This window comes from Streptomyces sp. NRRL F-4489, from assembly GCF_001509485.1.
Taxonomy (GTDB): Bacteria; Actinomycetota; Actinomycetes; order Streptomycetales; family Streptomycetaceae; genus Streptomyces.
Window position 1 is genome coordinate 1 of record NZ_LLZI01000280.1, and the last position, 19,237, is coordinate 19,237.

The following is a 19,237-nucleotide window of genomic DNA, read 5'->3' on the forward strand; positions in this document are numbered from 1 at the left end:
ATCCCGCCCCCGCCCGCCGCCACTTCCTCGGCACCGCCGCCGGCCTCGCCGGCCTCGCCGCGCTCGCCACCGGCCTGGCCGGCTGCGGCGCCCCCTCCGGTCCGCCGCGCGGCCACCGCCCCGCCGACCCGCTCGCCGCCGAACGGGACCGCCCCGGCAGCCCCGACTGGCGGCTGCGCGCCACCGGCCCGCCGGACGCCGTCGAGGGCTACACCGACCGGGTCAGCGTCCGGCCCGGCGAGGAGTTCGGCCTGCACGTCTCCACCACCGCGCCCGGTTTCCGGGTCTCCGCCTACCGGGTCGGCTGGTACGGCGGCGCCGAGGCGCGGCTCGTATGGCGCTCGGAGCGGCTCCCCGGGCGCCGCGGCCCGGCCCCCCGCCTCCTGGCGGACACCCGCACCGTACGGGCCGACTGGCCGCGCACCGCCACCGTCCGCACCGACGGCTGGCCGCCGGGCGCCTATCTGCTCCGCCTCGACAGCGACCGCGGCCACCAGCGCTACGTCCCGCTCGTCGTCCGCTCGCCCGGCGCCGCGGGCCGCACCGTGCTGATGCACGCGGTGACGACCTGGCAGGCGTACAACGCCTGGGGCGGCCGCAGCCTCTACCACGGCCCGGACGGCGCCTACGCGACCCGCTCGCTCGCGGTCAGCTTCGACCGCCCCTACGACGCCACCGGCGCCGAGAAGTTCCTGGTCTACGAACGCGCCCTGGTCGTCCTGGCGGAACGCCTGGGCCTGCCGCTGGCGTACACCACCTCCGTGGACGTCCACCGCGACCCGGCGGCGCTGCGCGGCGCCACCGCCGTGCTCTCGCTCGGGCACGACGAGTACTGGACCCCCGAGCGGCGCGCGCACGTCACCCGGGCCCGCGACGCCGGCACCAACCTCGCCTTCCTCGGCGCCAACGCCTGCTTCCGCCGGGTCCGCCTGGACCCCGGCCCGCACGGTCCGCTGCGCACCGTGACCTGCTACAAGACCGCCTACCGCGACGACCCCCGGTTCGCCGCCGACCAGGGCCCGCCCACCCACGACTTCCGCGCCCCGCCCGCCGCCGACCCGGAGTCGTCCCTGACCGGCGTCTTCTACGAGGGCTATCCCACGGACGCGCCCTACGTGGTGCACGGCGCCGGCCACTGGCTCTTCGAGGGCACCGGCGTCCGGGCCGGCGACGCCTTCCCGCACCTGGTCGGCGTGGAGTACGACCGGGTCACCCCGGGGGCCCCGGCCCCCGCCGACCTGGAGATCGTCGCCCACTCCCCGCTGGTCTGCGCCGGCCGCGCCAGCCACGCCGACTCCGCGTACTACACCGTCCCGGGCGGCGCCGGGGTCTTCGCCACCGGCACCATGCGCTGGGTGGAGGCCCTGATGGCGGGCACCGGCGACAACGGCCGCAACCACGGCCTGGACCGCCGCACCGGCGCGTTCGTCACCCGCACCACGGAGAACCTCCTCCGCGCCTTCGCCGAGGGCCCGGCGGCCCGCCACCGCCCGGCCCCGGAACGGAACACCGGCCGGGTGTACGGCGCCTGATCAAGCCGGATCAGGAGGGCTGGCGCGGCGAGAGGGCATGGCCCAGGGGGCGGGCCGGTCGGCCGCCGCGCCAGGGGAGTGACGCGTCTCACCGGCAGGCCGCGGAACTCCCGGCCTGGCGTTTCCTGTCGTTTTGCGCGTATCGGGTTCCGTCCGGGCCGTCCGGTTCCGGCGGAGCCCGCAGGAGATCACCACGGCCGGCCTCCGAGCGGAGAGCCCGGGCCGTGCGAGCGCACGAGGAGAAACGTGTCCTTTTCCGTGGCCCTGGCCGCCGGCTGCATCGGCGCCGCCGCGATCGCCGTCACGGCGTTCGCCCTGCGGCGCCCCCGGCGCCCGTCGCACCGCGTCATCGCTGCCCTGGGATGGCTGTGGGTGTGCGGAGTCGCCGGGCTGACCTTCGGTACGCGTTCGGGGGGCGGCCAGGCCGTCAATCTGGCGCTGCTGGACACCTCCAACCCCGCCGACGTCCACGACTTCATCCTCAACATGATCATGTTCGTCCCCGGCGGGGCGCTCCTCGCCGGCCTGCGCACCCCCCTCTGGGCCGCCGGCTTGTGCGGCTTCCTCGGCTCGCTGACCATCGAGACGACGCAGTACCTGGCCCGTACAGGCCGCACGGCGGACATCAACGACCTGCTGTCCAACACCCTGGGCTGCCTCGCGGGCTTCGCCTGCGCGGCCCTGATACGCCTGATCGCGAACGCGGCCCGCCGGCCGGTGCCCTCGCCGCGCTGACCGCGCCGCCCCGCGGCGGCCGGTGCGAGGAAGCCCGCCCGTGCGCCGAAGAGCGGTAGCCCGCCCCGCGGCGTTCAATGGTCGGTGGTCAGCAGTGCGCGACGACTGGCGGGTGGCCTTGATGAAGACCGGCAGGTGGCCCCGGAGGGAATCGGCGGGCGTGCCCGGAAGGGCACCGGACGGCCGTGCTCACCGCCGCAGACCGGCGCCGCCGGCGGGCCGCAGATCGATCCGCTCGGGCGGCCCCGCCAGCAGCGGCACCGCCTGCCCGATCAGCTCCCGCACCCCGGCCACGGCCGGCGAGCCCTCGTGGTCGGCCGCGCTGCGCCAGAGTTCCGTCACCCACACGACGTCGTCCTCGCCGGGGACGGTGTTCACGACGTACAGCTCGCACCCCGGCGCACCGGCCATCAGCTCCGCGGCCGACAGCAGGATCCGGACCAGGGCGTCCCGCTGCCCCGCCCGCGTCCGGAACTTCACATACAGGCCGACCCTGTCCATGCCCATCTCCGCTCCCGCGACGCGCTCCCGGTCCGGAGCGATCCTCGCACGGGGCCGGCGACCGGGCCGAGGGTTCGCCCACGCATCGTCGCCACGGTGCGAAACGAGCCGCCCGTGCGGAGGGCATTGCATAAAACTGCCGCCATCCGTATAGTCATGCCATCGAAGAGGAGGGTCCAGGGGCCATGACGGTACGAGCAGCAGTCGCCGGTGCGAGCGGATACGCGGGAGGGGAGATCCTGCGCCTGCTCCTGGCGCACCCGGAGATCGAGATCGGCACGGTGACCGGGCACTCCCAGGCGGGGCAGCGCCTGAGCGCGGTGCAGCCGCACCTCGGGCCGCTGGCCGACCGGGAGCTCGCGCCGACCTCCGCGGCGGCGCTGGCCGGCCACGACGTGGTTTTCCTCGCCCTGCCGCACGGCCAGTCCGCCGCGGTCGCCGAGGAGCTCGGCCCGGACGTGCTGGTGGTGGACTGCGGTGCCGACTTCCGGCTGAAGGACGCCGCCGACTGGCAGGCGTTCTACGGCTCCCCGCACGCCGGCACCTGGCCGTACGGCCTGCCGGAGCTGCCCGGCGGCCGGGAGGCGCTCAAGGGCGCCCGGCGCATCGCCGTCCCCGGCTGCTACCCCACCGCCGTCTCGCTCGCGCTCTTCCCGGCCTACGCCGCCGGCCTCGCCGAGCCGGAGGCCGTGGTCGTCGCCGCCTCCGGCACCTCCGGCGCCGGCAAGGCCCTCAAACCGCATCTGCTCGGCTCCGAGGTGATCGGCTCGATGAGCCCGTACGGCGTTGGCGGCGGCCACCGGCACACGCCGGAGATGGCGCAGAACCTCAGCGCGGTGGCCGGCGAGCGGGTCACGGTGTCGTTCACCCCGACCCTGGCGCCGATGTCCCGCGGCATCCTCGCCACCTGCTCCGCCAAGGCCCGGCCCGGCGCGGACGCCGAGGCGGTCCGCACCGCGTACGAGAAGGCGCTGGCCGGCGAGGTCTTCGTCCGGCTGCTGCCGGAGGACCGGTGGCCGACCACCGCCGCCGTGCACGGCTCCAACAGCGCGCAGATCCAGGTGGCGTACGACCCGGCGGCCGGCCGGATCATCGCCATCAGCGCCATCGACAACCTCACCAAGGGCACCGCCGGCGGCGCGGTCCAGAGCATGAACATCGCCCTCGGCCTCCCCGAGGAGCTGGGGCTGCCCGTGGTCGGAGTCGCCCCGTGAGCCCCAAGAGCGCGATGAGCGCGATGAGCGCGATGAGCCCCGCGCGCCCGGCGGGAGAAGCGACCGCGGCCGGAGAAGCAACCAAGGAGACGCAGTGAGTGTGACGGCAGCCAAGGGCTTCCTCGCGGCGGGGATCGCCGCCGGGATCAAGGACAACGGCAACCCCGACCTGGCCCTGGTGGTCAACAGCGGGCCGCGCCTGGCCGCCGCCGGCGTGTTCACCGCCAACCGCGTCAAGGCCGCCCCGGTCCGCTGGTCCGAGCAGGTCCTCAAGGGCGGCCGGGTCTCCGCGGTGATCCTCAACTCCGGCGGCGCCAACGCCTGCACCGGCCCGCTCGGCTTCCAGGACACCCACGCCACCGCCGAGAAGGTCGCCGAGGTGCTCGACGGCCACAGCGCCGCCGAGGTCGCGGTGGCCTCCACCGGCCTGATCGGCGTACGGCTCCCCATGGACAAGCTGCTGCCCGGCGTCGAGAAGGCGGCCGCCGAACTCACCGCGCACGGCGGCGACAAGGCCGCCATCGCCATCAAGACCACCGACAGCGTCCACAAGACCGCCCAGGTCACCAAGGACGGCTGGACGGTCGGCGGGATGGCCAAGGGCGCCGGGATGCTCGCGCCCGGCCTGGCCACCATGCTCGCCGTGCTGACCACCGACGCCGACGTCCCGGCCGAGCAGCTGGACGCCGCGCTGCGCGCCGCCACCCGCACCACCTTCGACCGGGTCGACTCCGACGGCTGCATGTCCACCAACGACACCGTGCTGCTGCTGGCCTCCGGCGCCTCCGGGACCGTCCCCGACCCGGACGCCTTCGCGGAGGCGGTCCGCGAGGTCTGCGCCGACCTGGCCCGCCAGCTGATCGGCGACGCCGAGGGCGCCAGCAAGGACATCCGGATCGAGGTGATCAACGCCGCGTCCGAGGACGACGCCGTCGAGGTCGGCCGCTCCATCGCCCGCAACAACCTCCTCAAGTGCGCCCTGCACGGCGAGGACCCCAACTGGGGCCGGGTGCTCTCCGCCATCGGCACCACCTCCGCCGCCTTCGACCCCGACCGGCTGAACGTCGCCATCAACGACGTCTGGGTCTGCCGCAACGGCTCGGTCGGCGAGGACCGCGACCTGGTCGACATGCGCTACCGCGAGGTCCGGATCACCGCCGACCTCGCCGCCGGCACCGCGTCCGCGGTCATCTGGTCCAACGACCTCACCGCCGACTACGTCCACGAGAACAGCGCGTACTCCTCATGAGCGGTCCCGCCGCGCGGCCGCGCGCACCCCGCCCCCACTCCACGCAGCCCACCCAGCGGAACGAGGCCGGCCGATGAGCACCCGCAAGCACACCGCGCTGCCCAAGGCCCGGACGCTCATCGAGGCGCTGCCCTGGCTGACCCGCCACCACGGCAAGACCGTCGTCATCAAATTCGGCGGCAACGCCATGGTCGACGAGGAACTCAAGCGCGCCTTCGCGCAGGACGTGGTCTTCCTCCGGCACGCCGGACTCCGCCCGGTCGTGGTCCACGGCGGCGGCCCGCAGATCAGCGCCCAGCTCGAACTCCTCGGTCTGGAATCGGAGTTCAAGGGCGGCCTGCGGGTCACCTCGCCGGAGGCGATGAACGTCGTCCGGATGGTGCTGGCCGGCCAGGTGCAGCGCGAACTGGTCGGGCTGCTCAACGAGCACGGCCCGCTCGCCGTCGGCATGACCGGCGAGGACGCCCGGCTGATGTCCGCCACCAAGCACTACGCGGACATCGACGGCGAACTGGTCGACATCGGCCGGGTCGGCGAGATCACCGCCATCGAGCCCGGCGCCGTCCAGGCACTGCTGGACGACGGCCGCATCCCGGTCATCTCGTCCATCGCCCGCAGCAGCGACGACGGCGACACCTCGGGCATCTTCAACGTCAACGCCGACACCGCCGCGGCCGCCCTCGCCGCGGCGCTCGGCGCGGAGACCCTGATGGTGCTCACCGACGTCGAGGGCCTCTACGAGGACTGGCCGAACAGCGACGAGGTGATCTCCCGGCTCACCGCGAGCCAGCTGGAGAAGCTGCTGCCGGAGCTGGCCAGCGGCATGGTCCCCAAGATGGAGGGGTGCCTGCACGCGGTCCGCAACGGCGTGCGCAACGCCCGCGTCATCGACGGGCGGGTCCAGCACTCCATCCTGCTGGAGATCTTCACCGACGAGGGCATCGGCACGATGGTGGTCCCGGACCCCGATCCGGCGCCGGCCGCCACGGCAGCCACCCACCCGACACCGCACAGGGGGAACGAATGAGCACGACGGCGAAGACCCCGGGCACTCCGGGCACCGGGTCCGGTCCCGCGCCGGCCGGCAACGAGGAGCTGACCCGGCGCTGGCAGAGCGCCATGATGAACAACTTCGGCACCCCCCGCGTCCCGCTCGTCCGCGGCGAGGGCGCCACCGTGTGGGACGCCGACGGCACCGCCTACCTGGACTTCGTCGGCGGAATCGCGGTCAACGCGCTCGGCCACGCCCACCCCGCCATCGTCCGCGCCGTCACCGGCCAGATCGCCACCCTCGGCCACGTCTCCAACCTCTTCACCGCCGAGCCCACCGTGGCCCTCGCCGAGCGGCTGCTGGCGCTGGCCGGCCGCCCCGGCCGGGTGTACTTCTCCAACTCCGGCGCCGAGGCCAACGAGGCCGCCTTCAAGATCGGCCGGCTCACCGGCCGGACCCACGTGGTGTCCACCGCCGGCGGCTTCCACGGCCGCACCATGGGCGCCCTCGCCCTCACCGGCCAGCCCGCCAAGCAGGACCCGTTCCGCCCGCTGCCCGGCGACGTCGACCACGTCCCGTACGGCGACGCCGACGCCCTGCGCGCCGCCGTCACCACCGACACCGCCTTCGTCATCCTGGAGCCGGTCCAGGGCGAGAACGGCGTCGTCGTCCCGCCGCCCGGCTACCTCCAGGCCGCCCGCGAGATCACCGCCGCCACCGGCACCCTGCTCGTCCTGGACGAGATCCAGACCGGTATCGGCCGCACCGGCCACTGGCTGGAGTCCAGGGCCCAGGGCGTCGAGGCCGACATCATCACCCTCGCCAAGGGCCTGGGCGGCGGCCTCCCGATCGGCGCCACCCTCGCCTTCGGACCGGCCGCCGACCTGCTCACCCCCGGTGCGCACGGCTCGACGTTCAGCGGCAACCCGGTCGTCTGCGCCGCCGCCCTCGCCGTCCTGGACACCATCGAGGCGGACGGCCTGCTCGACCACGTCAAGCGCGCCGGCGAGCGGCTGCGGACCGGGATCGAGGCCCTGGGCCACCCGTTGGTCAGCCGGGTCCGCGGCGCGGGCCTGCTCCTCGGTATCGTCTTGACCGGGCCCCTCGCGCCGCAGGTGCAGCAGGCGGCCCAGGACGCGGGCCTTCTGGTCAACGCGGTCGCGCCGGACGTCATCCGGCTCGCCCCGCCGCTGATCGTCTCCGATGAGCAGGTGGAGACGTTCCTCCGGAAGCTCCCCGGCGTCCTGACGACGGCCGGCCAAGCGGCCAACGGGGAACGATGATCCGGAGACTGACGCAACGATGACCGAGCCGCAGGGCAACGAGTCGCAGAACAGCGGCCCGGCCGTACCGCAGACCCGCACCGCCCGCCACCGCCGGATCGTGGACATCCTCAACCGGCAGCCGGTCCGCTCCCAGAGCCAGCTCGCGAAGCTGCTCGCCGACGACGGCCTGTCCGTCACCCAGGCGACGCTCTCCCGCGACCTGGACGAACTGGGCGCGGTGAAGATCCGCAACACCGGCGGCGAGCTGATCTACGCGGTACCGAGCGAGGGCGGCGACCGCAAACCGCGGGCGCCGCTGGGGGAGTCCGCCAAGGAGGAGCGGATGCGCCGCCTCTCCGGCGAACTCCTCATCTCCGCCGAGGCGTCCGCCAACCTCGTCGTCCTGCGCACCCCGCCCGGCGCCGCCCAATTCCTGGCCTCCGCCATCGACCAGGCCGAGCTGCACGACATCCTCGGCACCATCGCCGGCGACGACACCCTCCTCCTCATCAGCCGCGACCCCGCCGGCGGCCAGCACCTCGCCGCCCACCTCCTCCAACTGGCGGAGGGGGCGCGGTAGGGGTAGGAGGAGCGCACCTCAGCGGCCCGCGGGGCCCCGTCCGGCTCGGGCGGGGCCCTTTCCCTTGCCCGAAGGGAGGGAGAGGGCCGCAGCCGTGAGGGGCCGCACCCGCGAGATGTCCGTACAAACGACCGGAGGCCGCCTCGCGTTTCCGCGGGGCGGCCTCCGGCCTCATTGCACCGTCGGGACGACAGGATTTGAACCTGCGACCCCTTGACCCCCAGTCAAGTGCGCTACCAAGCTGCGCCACGTCCCGGTGCCGTGTCCGGCCGGTGTTTCTCCGGCCGGGGCGTGCAGAAAGAAAAATACCCTGTCCGGGCCGATGAATCCAAAGCGGGTCCCTTCCGGGGCGGTGCGGGGGCCTCCCGGCGGGGGTGTGGTGACCGTGTTTGGATGGATTTATGGCAGCAAAGGAGAGCAAAAAGGGTAAGGCGCGAGGCGGCGGCATCCGGGTGCGCCGGGCGTACGACCCGCCGGAGCCGGAGGACGGGGCGCGGGTGCTGGTCGACCGGCTGTGGCCGCGGGGGCTGGCCAAGGAGGACGCGCAGCTGGACGAGTGGTGCAAGGACGTGGCGCCGTCGGCGGAGCTGCGGAAGTGGTACGGGCACGAGGAGGAGCGGTTCGCGGAGTTCGCCGAGCGCTACCGGGGCGAGCTGGCCGAGGGGGCGGCCGCGGCGGCGGTCGAGCGCCTGCGGGAGCTGGCCGCGGACGGGCCGCTGACGCTGCTGACGGCGACCAAGGAGGTGCCGCGGAGCAACGCGGCGGTGTTGGGGGAGGTGCTGCGGGGGGAGGGGTAGGTCGGACGGGCCCCCGGCGTGCGAGAGGTCCGGCCCCGGCGATGGCGTTGACGAAACATGCGGTGGACTGCATAATTATGCTCTCGGTGCATGTATCCGAGGGGCCGCCGCCGCCCGGCGCGGCCCGGTGTGACCCCCGCCGGCGGGCAGCCGGTCCACCACTCCCCACCCACGCACGAGGAGTACCGCACGTGAGCAGCAACAACGGCGACGTCCGGCTCTGGGGCGGACGCTTCGCCGACGGCCCGGCCGAGGCGCTCGCCGCCCTGTCCGCCTCCGTCCACTTCGACTGGCGGCTGGCCCCCTACGACATCGCCGGCTCCCGGGCCCACGCCCGCGTCCTGCACCGGGCCGGACTGCTCACCGCCGACGAGCTGACCCGCATGCTCGAGGGGCTCGACCGGCTCGAACGCGATGTCGCCGACGGCTCGTTCACCGGCACCGTCGCCGACGAGGACGTGCACACCGCCCTGGAGCGCGGGCTGCTGGAGCGGCTCGGCCCGGACCTCGGCGGCAAGCTGCGGGCCGGCCGGTCCCGCAACGACCAGGTCGCCACGCTCTTCCGGATGTACCTGCGGGACCACGCCCGGATCATCGGCGGGCTGCTCGCCGAGCTCCAGGAGGCGCTGATCGGCCTGGCCGAGGCGCACCCGGACGTGGCCATGCCCGGCCGCACCCACCTCCAGCACGCCCAGCCGGTGCTCTTCGCCCACCATGTGCTCGCGCACGTCCAGGCGCTGTCCCGGGACGCGGAGCGGCTGCGCCAGTGGGACGAGCGGACGGCCGTGTCGCCGTACGGCTCGGGGGCGCTGGCCGGCTCCTCGCTCGGGCTGGACCCGGAGGCGGTCGCCGCCGACCTCGGCTTCGAGCGCGGTTCGGCGGGCAACTCGATCGACGGCACCGCGGCCCGGGACTTCGTCGCCGAATTCGCGTTCATCACCGCGATGATCGGCGTCGACCTCTCCAGGATCGCGGAGGAGGTCATCCTCTGGAACACGAAGGAGTTCTCCTTCGTCACCCTGCACGACGCCTTCTCCACCGGCTCCTCGATCATGCCGCAGAAGAAGAACCCGGACATCGCGGAGCTGGCGCGCGGCAAGTCCGGGCGGCTGATCGGCAATCTGACCGGTCTGCTGGCGACGCTGAAGGCCCTCCCGCTCGCCTACAACCGCGACCTCCAGGAGGACAAGGAGCCGGTCTTCGACTCCTGCGACCAACTGGGGGTGCTGCTCCCGGCGTTCACCGGGATGATGGCGACGCTGACGGTGCACCGGGAGCGGATGGCCGAGCTGGCGCCGGCCGGTTTCTCGCTCGCCACCGATATCGCGGAGTGGCTGGTCAAGCAGGGCGTGCCGTTCCGGGTGGCGCACGAGGTGGCCGGTGAGTGCGTCAAGGAGTGCGAGGCCCAGGGGATCGAGCTGGACGAGCTGACCGACGAGCAGTTCGCCAAGATCTCGCCGCATCTGACCCCGGAGGTCCGCGGCGTGCTCAGCGTCCCCGGGGCGCTGGCCGCGCGCGACGGCCGCGGCGGCACCGCGCCGTCGGCGGTGGCGGTGCAGCTCGCCGAGGTGCGGGCGGACCTGGTGCGGCAGCAGGAGTGGGCCGCGGCGAAGTCCGTACGCAAGTAGCGGCCGGGCCGGCGGTTCCGGCGAGGGCGGTCTCCACCCGGGGGGTGGGGGCCGCCCTCGCGTGCACAGCGGCAAGAAATGAGTGAGACGTTCGTGTCTCATTCGGTTAGGCTGTGTCTCATGGCTGTGGACCGGGAACACGTACTCACCGAAGCCGCGGCGCTGCTCAGCCGCCGGGCGACCACGTCGATGGACGAGATCGCGCGGGCCGCGGGCATCAGCCGGGCGACCCTGCACCGGCACTTCGCGGGCCGCGACGCGCTGATCCGCGCCCTGGAGGAGCACGGCATCGAGCGGTTCGCGCGGGCCATGGACGCGGCCCGGCTCGACGAGGGGGACGCCGCCGGGGCGCTGCGCCGGCTGGTCCGCGAGGCCGAACCGGTCGCGGGGGTGCTGGCCTTCCTCTTCACCGAGAACCAGCTCTTCGAGAACGGCGTCAACGCCGGCTGGGCCCGGCTCGACGCCCGGCTCACCGCGCTCTTCCGCCGCGGCCAGGAGGAGGGCGACTTCCGGGTCGACCTGAGCGCGGTCTGGCTGACCGAGGCGTTCTACGGACTGCTCGGCGCGGGCGCCTGGGCGGCCCACGAAGGCCGCGTGGCGCGCCACGACCTCGACCACTCGATCGCCGAGCTGCTGCTCGGCGGCATCCGACGGAGCATGGAGAAATGAGCGATCCGATAGCCGCACGGCCGGCCGGCGCGGCCCCGGGACGGGCCGGTTCGGCCCATGTCGACGACCAGCCCCGACCGGGCCGCTGGCTCGCGCTCTCGGTCCTCGTCCTGGCGGTCCTGCTGGTCGGCGTGGACGCCACCGTCCTCGGCCTGGCCACGCCGTTCCTCAGCGAGGACCTGCGGCCGTCCGGCACCCAGCTGCTGTGGATCGGCGACATCTACTCGTTCGTCATCGCCGGACTGCTGGTCTCGATGGGCAGCCTCGGCGACCGGATCGGCCGGAAGAAGCTGCTGCTGGTGGGCGCGGTCGCGTTCGGCGCGCTGTCGGTGCTCGCCGCGTACGCGTCCAGCCCGGCCATGATGATCGCCGCGCGCGCCCTCCAGGGCGTCGCCGGGGCGACCCTGATGCCCTCCACCCTCGCGCTGATCCGCAACCTGTTCCACGACCCGAAGGAACGCAGCCTGGCGATCGGCATCTGGGGCGCGATGGCCTCGGCCGGCACGGCCGTCGGCCCGGTCCTCGGCGGCTTCCTGCTCGGCCACTTCTGGTGGGGCTCGGTCTTCCTGATCAACCTCCCGGTGATGCTGCTGCTGGTCGCCGTCGGCGCCAAGGTGATCCCCGAGTCCCGCAACCCCGACCCCGGCCCGTGGGACGTCCCCAGCGTCCTGCTGTCCCTGGTGGGCATCGTCGGCGTGGTCTACGCCGTCAAGGAGGCGGCGGTGCACGGCCTGCGGTGGGACATCGGTCCGGCCGCGGTCATCGGGCTGCTCGCGCTGGTGCTGTTCGTCCGCCGCCAGCTCACCCTGGACTCCCCGCTGCTGAACATGAAGCTCTTCCACCACCGGGGCTTCTCCGGCGCGGTCCTGGCCGACCTGCTGACCATCCTCGGCATGTCCGGACTGGTCTTCTTCCTCTCGCAGTTCCTCCAGATGGTGCAGATGCGCTCGCCGCTCGACGCCGGACTGGTCGAACTCCCCGCCGCCATCGGCGCGGTGGGCGCGGGCCTCGCCGCGGGGTGGGTCGCCCGGCGGCTCTCGGTACGCCTGGTGGTGGCCGGCGGCCTGGCGGTGGTCGGCCTGTCGCTGGCCGCCTGCACGGCCATGCACGGCGACACCGGCACCGCCGCGCTGTGCGGGATCCTCTTCGCGGTCGGTGTCGGCGCCGGCTTCGCCTTCACCGTCACCGCCGACGTCATCCTCTCCAGCGTCCCCAAGGAGGAGGCCGGCGCCGCCTCCGCGGTCTCCGAGACCGCCTACGAACTGGGCGCGGCCCTCGGCATCGCCCTGCTGGGCTCCATCGTCACCAGCATCTACCAGGGCTTCACCGCGCCCGCCGGGGTGCCCGGGCCGGCCGTCGACGCGGCCCGCGCCTCGCTCGGCGGCGCCGTGGACACCGCGGGACGGCTCCCCGCCGACCAGGGCGCGGGGCTGCTGAAGGCGGCTCAGGACGCGTTCGTCAGCGCGGTGGACACCGCCGCCGCGATCAGCGCGGTGGTGCTGCTGGGCGCCGCGGTCGCCGCGTGGTTCCTGCTGCGCGGCCAGGAGCTGGGCGACAGCGCGGCACCGGCGCCGGCCGCGGAGGCCGAGGCGGCGCCGGTGGCCGGTACGGGCTCGGCCGCCGGCGGCTCGTCCGTCCGCCGCTGACGGCCGCGCGCCGCCGGGCCGGGCGTCCGCAAGACACCGCCAAGGCTGACTCCCCGTCAGTTCCCGCCCCCCGCCGGGCACCCGTAAGGCCGTGCCCGGCGGGCGAACGAGGGACACCGCACCGCCCCCTGCCCCCGTCCAGGCGTGTCCCGTGGATCACGACCGCGCGCACCGGCCATGATCCACAGGACACGCCCCCGGGGGCGACTGTCCCCTGCCGTTCACGCCCGGTACGCGTCGTGGTGGCTGGTTGTCCCAAGCGGCTGGCTTTACTCTCCCGTCGTCCCCCCACAACGGTCGGACTCGCTCAGGAGAGTGACGCAGTGCGCGACATCGGTAGACGGTCCTTCGTAACCGCCGCGGGGGCGATGGCCACCGCCAGCGCCATCGGCAGCAACGCCTACGCCACCGGCCACGCCCGCGACGCCGCCACGGCCGACGAGTACGTCGACGTCCAACTGCTCAACATCACCGATCTGCACGGCTATCTGCAAGGCGCCCCCGGCGCCAACTCCGTCATCACCGGCACCGGCGGCCGGCGCTACACCGTCGGCGGCGTCGCCTACATGGCCGCCCACCTGGAGCGGCTGCGCGCCGGACGCAGCAACTCCATCTTCTTCGCCCCCGGTGACCTCTTCTCCGGCTGGGAGTTCGACGCCGCCGCGTTCGCCGACGAACCCACCATCGAAGCGCTCAACGCGATGCGGCTGGACTTCGCGTCGGCCGGCAACCACGAGTTCGACAAGTCGACAATCTTCCTCCGCGACCACATGGAACGCGGCCGGCCGTTCCCCGTCGCCGGCCGCGACATGTCGTTCACCGACTCCACCGGACACCGCTTCCACGGCGCGAACTTCCCGTACTACAGCGCCAACATCATCCGCCACGCCACCGGCCGCCGGGTCCTGCCGCCGTACAACATCGTGCACGTGGACGCCGGCCGCGGCCGCCGGCTGCCGATCGGCTTCATCCACCTGACCGCCATCGGCACCGAGTCCTTCCCCGGCTCCTACCAGCCCGGCCTGCGCACCCTGGACGAGCTGGAGACCGCCAACCGCTGCGCGGCCGCCCTCAAGCAGCGCGGCGTCAACGCGATCGTGCTCAGCATGCACGACGGCGCGGTCGCCGGCAGCAACTTCGAGAGCGGCAGCAACCCCTCCGGACCGGCCTACGAACTGGCGCTGCGGGTCACGCCCGACATCGACGCCATCGTCACCGGCCACTGGCACTGCGCCTTCACCATGATGGTGCCCGACCCCAAGGGCGTCCCCCGCCCGTTCGTCGAGGCCGGCTGCTACGGCCAGATCATCAACGAGATCAACCTCCGCCTCGACCCCGACACCGGCAAGGTCGTGCGTGCCCTGACCACCACCGTCAACCACCCCAACACCCGCGACATCACCCCCGATCCGGAGCTGAAGGCGATCGCCGACTACTGGGCCGGCTACGGCGCCCGGCGCGCCCGCACCGCGATCGGCACGCAGAGCGCGTCGTTCACCCGGCGGCGCACCGCGGCGGGCGAGTCCACCATGGGCAACCTCGTCGCCGACTGGGCGCTGTGGGCGGGCCGGCAGCCGCACGGGCCGATGGACGACACCGGCGGCCCCCGCAACGTCCCCGCCGAACTCGCCGTCATCGCGGTGGCCCCCCGCGTCGGCGCCGCGATCATCTCCGGCGACCTGGTGCGCGACGAGGCATCGGACGGCGCCATCACCTTCGGGCAGGCGTGGAACGCGGTCGGCTTCGGCGACCCCATCATGACCGTCACGGTCACCGGCCGGCAGATCCACCACGCCCTGGAGGAGCAGTGGGCGGCGACCCCCGGCGGCGGCCTCTCCTTCTCGCCGCTGGCCGTCTCCGGCAACGTCCGCTACACCTTCGACGCCGCCGCGCCGCCCGGCCGCCGCATCGACCCGCGCGACATCCTCATCGACGGCCGCCCGCTGGACCCGGCCCGCCGCTACCGCCTCGCCGCCCCCTCGTACACCCTCATCAACCAGGACGGCTTCAGCGCCTTCACCGGCTTCACCGAACCGGTCCGGCACACCCGGGACTTCGAGAGCTTCATCGCCTACGTCCGCACCCGCGGCCATCTGACCCCGTCGGAAGCCAACCGCGTCACCGCCCGCAACGCCGACCTGCCCGGCGCCCGCACCGGTTCGGTCGCCGAGCACCAGCAGCTCCTGGGGGCCGGCGGCAGCGCCGTCCCGCGCCCGGAGGCGGCGCTGCGCACCGCGCGGCCCGGCGGCGCCGAGGGCCAGCGCGCGCCCGGCGGCTTCCGGGTGCCCTGCTGACCCCCGGCCCCCGATAGCGCACGCGCGAGGGCCCCGCCCGGAGCACGGACGGGGCCCTCGCGCCGTATACGGGCGGGCGGGAGATCAGGCGGCGCGGGCCTTGGTGGCGTACACGTCGACGTACTCCTGGCCGGACAGCTCCATCACGTCGCTCATCACCTCGTCGGTGACCGCCCGCAGGACGTAGCGGTCGCGGTCCATGCCCTCGTAGCGGGAGAAGTCCAGCGGCTCACCGAAGCGGACGGTCACCGGGGCGAGGTGCGGGCGGCCCTTGCCGCCGGGCTGCACCTTGTCCGTGCCGATCATGGCGAACGGGACGACCGGGGCGCCGGTCATCAGCGCGAGCCGGGCGATGCCGGTGCGGCCGCGGTAGAGCCGGCCGTCGGGGGAGCGGGTGCCCTCCGGGTAGATGCCGAAGGCGTGGCCCTCCTCCAGGACCCGGCGGCCGGTCATCAGCGCCGCGACCCCGCCGTGCCCGCCGTCCCGGTCCACCGGGATCATCCCGGCAGTGGTGAAGAACCACGCCATCAGCCGCCCCTTGAGGCCCTTGCCGGTGACGTACTCGTCCTTGCCGATGAAGAACACCGGGCGCTTGACCAGCAGCGTCAGGAACATCGAGTCGATGAACGTGACGTGGTTGCCGGCCAGGATCACCGGGCCGGCCGCCGGGATCCGCTCGATGCCCTCGACCTTCGGGCGGAACAGGACACGCATCACCAGTCCGAGAATCGCCTTCAGCACAATGCGGGACAACGGGCCCTCCGGGTCGTGGCTGGTCAGGTCAGGGAAGCGCAGTGCTCTGCAGCCCAGGACCATACTCGCGGGTCACTACCGCGCGCACATCGGGTTCACCGGACCGATACGCAGAGTTGACGTGCGTCACGTCCATGTTGCCCCTGGTACCCCCGCACGTCTCCCCGGCCTCACCCGTCCGTGCTTACGATCAAGGCGCTCCCGGGAGAGGCGCGCACATCGCCGCCGGGAGCGCTTGCCACCAGAACGCCCCGAACGCCCGGAATGCCACCGGGCCGTGGCGGGGACACGACGCGGAACGAGGAGCGCGCGCATGGGGAAGCGGTACGAGCCGGGACGGCGGACGGTACTGGGGGCCGCGGCCCTGGGCGCGGGAGCGGCCGTGCTGGCCGGCGCGGGCCAGGCCCAGGCGGCCGGCCCGGAGCGGGCGGCGGAGCAGGCGGTCCGGCCGGCGCCCGCCGGACGCCCCGCCAAGCTGCCGGTCCCCCTGGTCGTCGGCCACCGCGGCGCCAGCGGCTACCGCCCCGAGCACACCCTGGGCTCGTACCAACTCGCCCTCGACATGGGCGCGGACGTCATCGAGGCCGGCGACCTCGTCCCCACCAAGGACGGGCACCTGATCCTGCGCCACGAGCCGGACATCAGCGGCACCACCGATGTCGCGCGCCACCCGGAGTTCGCCGGCCGCCGGACGACCAAGACCATCGACGGCAAGAAGATCACCGGCTGGTTCACCGAGGACTTCACGCTCGCCGAGATCAAGACGCTGCGCGCCACCGAGCGCATACCGGACGTGCGCCAGCACAACACCCTCTACAACGGCGTCTGGCCGGTCCTCACCTTCGAGGAGGCCCTGCAGTGGGCCGAGAAGAAGGGGCGCGAGCGCGGCCGCCCGGTCTGGCTGCACATCGAGACCAAGCACCCCACCTACTTCCGCAAGCTGGGCCTGGGCCTGGAGGAGCGGCTCGCCACCCTGCTGCGCCGGTACGGCCGGCACACCGCGCACGCCCCGAACTTCCTCCAGTCCTTCGAGCCCAGCAGCCTCAAGCGCCTCGGCGACCTCGGCGTGCGGTGCCCCAAGGTGGTCCTGCTCGACGAGCCGTCCGTGCGGCCCTGGGACTTCGTCGAGGCGGGCGACCCGCGCACCACCGCCGATCTGCTCAAGCCCGAGGGACTGCGGTGGATCGCCGGCTTCGCGCAGGGCATCGGCCCCTGGCTGCCGCAGATCATCGCGCAGGACGCCCAGGGCAGGCTCGGCAAGCCCACCACCCTGGTCCGCGACGCGCACGCCGCCGGGCTGGTCGTCCACCCGTACACCGTGCGGAACGAGAACAGCTTCCTGCCGCTGGACTTCCGGGTCGGCAAGAACCCGGGCGATTACGGCGATTCGCTGGCGTACTTCAAGGCGCTCTTCGCCACCGGCATCGACGGCCTGTTCTCCGACAACCCGGACACCGCGCTGCTGGCCGCCCAGGAGTTCCGCCGGCACTGACCGGACGCGCCCGCGCTTTCGGACCGGCGCCCCCCCGCATGCGTACTCATCTGAGTTGGGAATGTCACAGGGGAGCTTGGCGCCGGTCCGTTCCGCTTGTCCCCTATGCCCCCGCAGAATGCTCCCGGCGGAGATTGCCGCCGCCGCAGGCCGGGGAGTCCGTCAAGCGGACGACGAACCGAAAGGGGAGGCACGCGCATGGGCACCAGCGTCACCATCTCGACGGCGACCGACGACGACGCCGAGCAGATCCTCAAACTCCAGTACCTCTGCTACCAGAGCGAAGCCGCGCTCTACGACGACTACGCCATCGAACCGCTGACCCAGACCCTGGCCTCCCTGCGCGCGGAACTCGCCGAGAGCTGCGTGATGGTGGCCAGACTCGGCCCGGAGGTGGTCGGTTCGGTACGCGGCACCGTCGACGCCGACGGCACCGCGCGGATCGGCAAGCTGATGGTGCACCCCCGGCTCCAGCGGCACGGGCTCGGCGGCCGGCTGCTGGCCGCCGTCGAACAGCGGCTGGCCCAGGAGCGCGCCGCCAAGCGCTACCGGCTCCTGACCGGCCACCGCAGCGAGGGCAACCTCCGCCTCTACCGCAGCCACGGCTACGCCCCGGTCGGCACCGAGCAGCTCACCCGCCGGCTGAGCATGGTCACGCTGGAGAAGGAGCTGACCACCGCGTCCTGACCCCGGCCCGGGCCCGCGCCGACGGCGGGCCCGGCCACCCGGACGCCAGTCCTCAGCCGGCCGCCGGCTCCGCCTTCGCGGCCCGCGCCCGGCGCAGCCACATGATCCCGGTCACCGGCAGCGCGACCGGGATGAAGAGGTAGTCCATGCCGTAGTACGACCAGACCGTGGAGTCCGCGAACGCCGCCGGGTCCACCAGCGTCCAGGTGCCGATGCCGACCACCCCGAGCAGCTCCAGCGCGCAGCACACCACCGCCGCCCGGCGCGCCCCCTCCCCGCCGCGGACCAGCGAGAAGGTGATGAAGCCGTAGACCAGCGCGGAGACCGCGGACAGCACGTACGCCAGCGGCGCCCGGTCGAACTGGGCGAGCAGCTGGTAGAGCGAGCGGGACGCGGCGGCCACGGTGAAGACGCCGTAGACGGTGACCAGCAGCCGTCCCGGGCCCGCGCCGATCCGGGTGGCCGGGTCGCGGTCTCCGGTGGTCGGGGCGGCGCCGTCCGCCGCGGTTCCCTGGGCAGTCTCAGGCACTGCCGCCTCCCCAGATGTCGAAAAGCCGTACTTCCAGAACGGCCAGCACCACGGAGCCCGCGGCGACGGTGGCCGAACCCCACCGGGTGCGCTCGGAGAGCGACATCAGCCCGGTCGCCGGGACGCACGCCGCGGCCCCGAGCAGATACGCCAGGAACAGCGCGGTGCCCTTGTCCGGGTGCTGCCCGCGGGCCAACTGCACCCCGGCGATGATCAGTTGCACGATGCCCAGCAGCGACACCACGGCCATACCGATGAAGTGCCAGTCCTTGGTGGGTTCGTTGCGGAACGCGGCGAGGCCGCACCAGGCGGCCAGCGCGAGGGCGGTCACACCGACCGCGAGCGTCAGCGCGTCGATCACCGCGGCCTCCGGGCGGGGCGGCGGCGCGCCGTGGGGTTGTGGGGCATGGGCCCGATGCTAATCGGCGGCGGGCCGACCGCCGCCTCCGGCCCCGCCCCGGCAGCGCGCCGTGGTGTTGGCCACACCCGCCCCGTATCCGTCCGCCACCGGGCCGGGCCGCCGCCCGCCCCGCCCGCCCCCGGACGACGGCATCCGCCCAGGCCACGGGCGGCCCGCCCGGGACCGTCCGGACCGTCCGGACCGTCCGGCGGCCGATCCACGGACCGAACGGCACTGTCCGGTATCCGGACAGGCTTGAACCGGCCATACCGCTG

At 73.7% G+C, this 19,237-nt stretch carries 18 protein-coding genes and 1 tRNA gene; 14 read left to right on the plus strand and 5 right to left on the minus strand.

Annotated elements, in window-relative coordinates; genetic code table 11:
• Positions 1 to 1,532, plus strand: a 1,532-nt coding sequence (locus ADL22_RS31040) for a N,N-dimethylformamidase beta subunit family domain-containing protein (protein WP_234430923.1), incomplete at its 5' end; no start/stop codon positions are given.
• Between the two features lie 246 nt (positions 1,533 to 1,778).
• On the plus strand, positions 1,779 to 2,267 hold the full coding sequence (locus ADL22_RS31045; protein WP_066987495.1) for a VanZ family protein: 489 nt from the start codon (positions 1,779 to 1,781) through the stop codon (positions 2,265 to 2,267).
• A gap of 189 nt (positions 2,268 to 2,456) precedes the next feature.
• Here the strand turns inward: ADL22_RS31045 and ADL22_RS31050 are convergent, their stop codons facing one another.
• Positions 2,457 to 2,774, minus strand: a complete 318-nt coding sequence (locus ADL22_RS31050) for a putative quinol monooxygenase (protein ID WP_079064570.1) — start codon at positions 2,772 to 2,774, stop codon at positions 2,457 to 2,459.
• A gap of 179 nt (positions 2,775 to 2,953) precedes the next feature.
• On the opposite strand from ADL22_RS31050, the gene argC reads away from it, so the two are divergent.
• The 5 genes from argC (at position 2,954) to ADL22_RS31075 (ending at position 8,067) form a co-directional block, all read left to right on the plus strand.
• On the plus strand, positions 2,954 to 3,982 hold the full coding sequence (argC, locus tag ADL22_RS31055) for an N-acetyl-gamma-glutamyl-phosphate reductase (protein ID WP_066987497.1): 1,029 nt from the start codon (positions 2,954 to 2,956) through the stop codon (positions 3,980 to 3,982).
• A 94-nt stretch (positions 3,983 to 4,076) separates the two neighbouring features.
• Positions 4,077 to 5,231, plus strand: a complete 1,155-nt coding sequence (gene argJ, locus ADL22_RS31060) for a bifunctional glutamate N-acetyltransferase/amino-acid acetyltransferase ArgJ (RefSeq protein ID WP_066987500.1) — start codon at positions 4,077 to 4,079, stop codon at positions 5,229 to 5,231.
• Between the two features lie 73 nt (positions 5,232 to 5,304).
• Entirely contained in the window at positions 5,305 to 6,258 is a 954-nt protein-coding gene (argB, locus tag ADL22_RS31065; protein WP_066987503.1) for an acetylglutamate kinase, read from the plus strand.
• Positions 6,255 to 7,505: an acetylornithine transaminase gene (locus ADL22_RS31070; RefSeq protein WP_066987505.1), complete on the plus strand. Its 1,251-nt coding sequence runs from the start codon at positions 6,255 to 6,257 to the stop codon at positions 7,503 to 7,505. The genes argB and ADL22_RS31070 overlap by 4 nt, the downstream gene beginning before the upstream one ends.
• A 19-nt stretch (positions 7,506 to 7,524) precedes the next feature.
• Positions 7,525 to 8,067, plus strand: a complete 543-nt coding sequence (locus tag ADL22_RS31075; RefSeq protein ID WP_066987508.1) for an arginine repressor — start codon at positions 7,525 to 7,527, stop codon at positions 8,065 to 8,067.
• 182 nt (positions 8,068 to 8,249) lie between these two features.
• Here the strand turns inward: ADL22_RS31075 and ADL22_RS31080 are convergent.
• Positions 8,250 to 8,323 (minus strand) — tRNA-Pro (locus tag ADL22_RS31080).
• A 145-nt stretch (positions 8,324 to 8,468) separates the two neighbouring features.
• Between ADL22_RS31080 and ADL22_RS31085 the strand changes: the two genes are divergently transcribed.
• The 5 genes from ADL22_RS31085 to ADL22_RS31105 all read left to right on the plus strand — a co-directional run bounded on the left by ADL22_RS31085 (position 8,469) and on the right by ADL22_RS31105 (position 15,101).
• Positions 8,469 to 8,864, plus strand: a complete 396-nt coding sequence (locus tag ADL22_RS31085) for a DUF488 domain-containing protein (RefSeq protein WP_066987511.1) — start codon at positions 8,469 to 8,471, stop codon at positions 8,862 to 8,864.
• 191 nt (positions 8,865 to 9,055) lie between these two features.
• Positions 9,056 to 10,492, plus strand: coding sequence for an argininosuccinate lyase (gene argH / locus ADL22_RS31090; RefSeq protein WP_066987514.1), 1,437 nt, complete (start codon positions 9,056 to 9,058; stop codon positions 10,490 to 10,492).
• Between the two features lie 120 nt (positions 10,493 to 10,612).
• Positions 10,613 to 11,161 (plus strand): TetR/AcrR family transcriptional regulator, encoded by a 549-nt coding sequence (locus tag ADL22_RS31095; protein WP_066987515.1) that lies wholly within the window; start codon positions 10,613 to 10,615, stop codon positions 11,159 to 11,161.
• Positions 11,158 to 12,807 (plus strand): MFS transporter, encoded by a 1,650-nt coding sequence (locus ADL22_RS31100; RefSeq protein ID WP_107116449.1) that lies wholly within the window; start codon positions 11,158 to 11,160, stop codon positions 12,805 to 12,807. Before ADL22_RS31095 ends, ADL22_RS31100 begins: the two co-directional genes overlap by 4 nt.
• A 323-nt stretch (positions 12,808 to 13,130) precedes the next feature.
• On the plus strand, positions 13,131 to 15,101 hold the full coding sequence (locus ADL22_RS31105) for a bifunctional metallophosphatase/5'-nucleotidase (RefSeq protein ID WP_066987517.1): 1,971 nt from the start codon (positions 13,131 to 13,133) through the stop codon (positions 15,099 to 15,101).
• Positions 15,102 to 15,185: 84 nt separating this feature from the next.
• On the opposite strand, the gene ADL22_RS31110 is transcribed toward ADL22_RS31105, so the two are convergent.
• Positions 15,186 to 15,854 (minus strand): lysophospholipid acyltransferase family protein, encoded by a 669-nt coding sequence (locus ADL22_RS31110; RefSeq protein ID WP_066987519.1) that lies wholly within the window; start codon positions 15,852 to 15,854, stop codon positions 15,186 to 15,188.
• A gap of 313 nt (positions 15,855 to 16,167) precedes the next feature.
• On the opposite strand from ADL22_RS31110, the gene ADL22_RS31115 reads away from it, so the two are divergent.
• Together ADL22_RS31115 and ADL22_RS31120 are read left to right on the plus strand one after the other, a co-directional pair.
• Positions 16,168 to 17,346 carry a glycerophosphodiester phosphodiesterase gene (locus ADL22_RS31115; RefSeq protein ID WP_066987521.1) on the plus strand — a complete coding sequence of 393 codons (1,179 nt, stop codon included), beginning with the start codon at positions 16,168 to 16,170 and terminating at the stop codon, positions 17,344 to 17,346.
• Between the two features lie 198 nt (positions 17,347 to 17,544).
• Entirely contained in the window at positions 17,545 to 18,033 is a 489-nt protein-coding gene (locus ADL22_RS31120; RefSeq protein ID WP_066987523.1) for a GNAT family N-acetyltransferase, read from the plus strand.
• Between the two features lie 52 nt (positions 18,034 to 18,085).
• On the opposite strand, the gene ADL22_RS31125 is transcribed toward ADL22_RS31120, so the two are convergent.
• A complete protein-coding gene (locus tag ADL22_RS31125) occupies positions 18,086 to 18,562 on the minus strand; it encodes a hypothetical protein (RefSeq protein ID WP_199836413.1) in 477 nt (158 codons plus the stop codon).
• The gene (locus tag ADL22_RS31130; RefSeq protein WP_066987525.1) at positions 18,555 to 18,923 is read right to left on the minus strand and encodes a hypothetical protein; all 369 of its coding nucleotides are present in this window, start codon (positions 18,921 to 18,923) and stop codon (positions 18,555 to 18,557) included. Before ADL22_RS31130 ends, ADL22_RS31125 begins: the two co-directional genes overlap by 8 nt.
• Between the last annotated feature and the right edge of the window lie 314 nt (positions 18,924 to 19,237).

Coding starts and splice junctions, on each gene's coding strand:
- ADL22_RS31050 (WP_079064570.1), bottom strand. CDS start 2,774: ATGGGCATGGACAGGGTCGGCCTGTATGTGAAGTTCCGGACGCGGGCG.
- argC (WP_066987497.1), top strand. CDS start 2,954: ATGACGGTACGAGCAGCAGTCGCCGGTGCGAGCGGATACGCGGGAGGG.
- argB (WP_066987503.1), top strand. CDS start 5,305: ATGAGCACCCGCAAGCACACCGCGCTGCCCAAGGCCCGGACGCTCATC.
- ADL22_RS31070 (WP_066987505.1), top strand. CDS start 6,255: ATGAGCACGACGGCGAAGACCCCGGGCACTCCGGGCACCGGGTCCGGT.
- ADL22_RS31075 (WP_066987508.1), top strand. CDS start 7,525: ATGACCGAGCCGCAGGGCAACGAGTCGCAGAACAGCGGCCCGGCCGTA.
- ADL22_RS31085 (WP_066987511.1), top strand. CDS start 8,469: ATGGCAGCAAAGGAGAGCAAAAAGGGTAAGGCGCGAGGCGGCGGCATC.
- ADL22_RS31095 (WP_066987515.1), top strand. CDS start 10,613: ATGGCTGTGGACCGGGAACACGTACTCACCGAAGCCGCGGCGCTGCTC.
- ADL22_RS31100 (WP_107116449.1), top strand. CDS start 11,158: ATGAGCGATCCGATAGCCGCACGGCCGGCCGGCGCGGCCCCGGGACGG.
- ADL22_RS31115 (WP_066987521.1), top strand. CDS start 16,168: ATGGGGAAGCGGTACGAGCCGGGACGGCGGACGGTACTGGGGGCCGCG.
- ADL22_RS31120 (WP_066987523.1), top strand. CDS start 17,545: ATGGGCACCAGCGTCACCATCTCGACGGCGACCGACGACGACGCCGAG.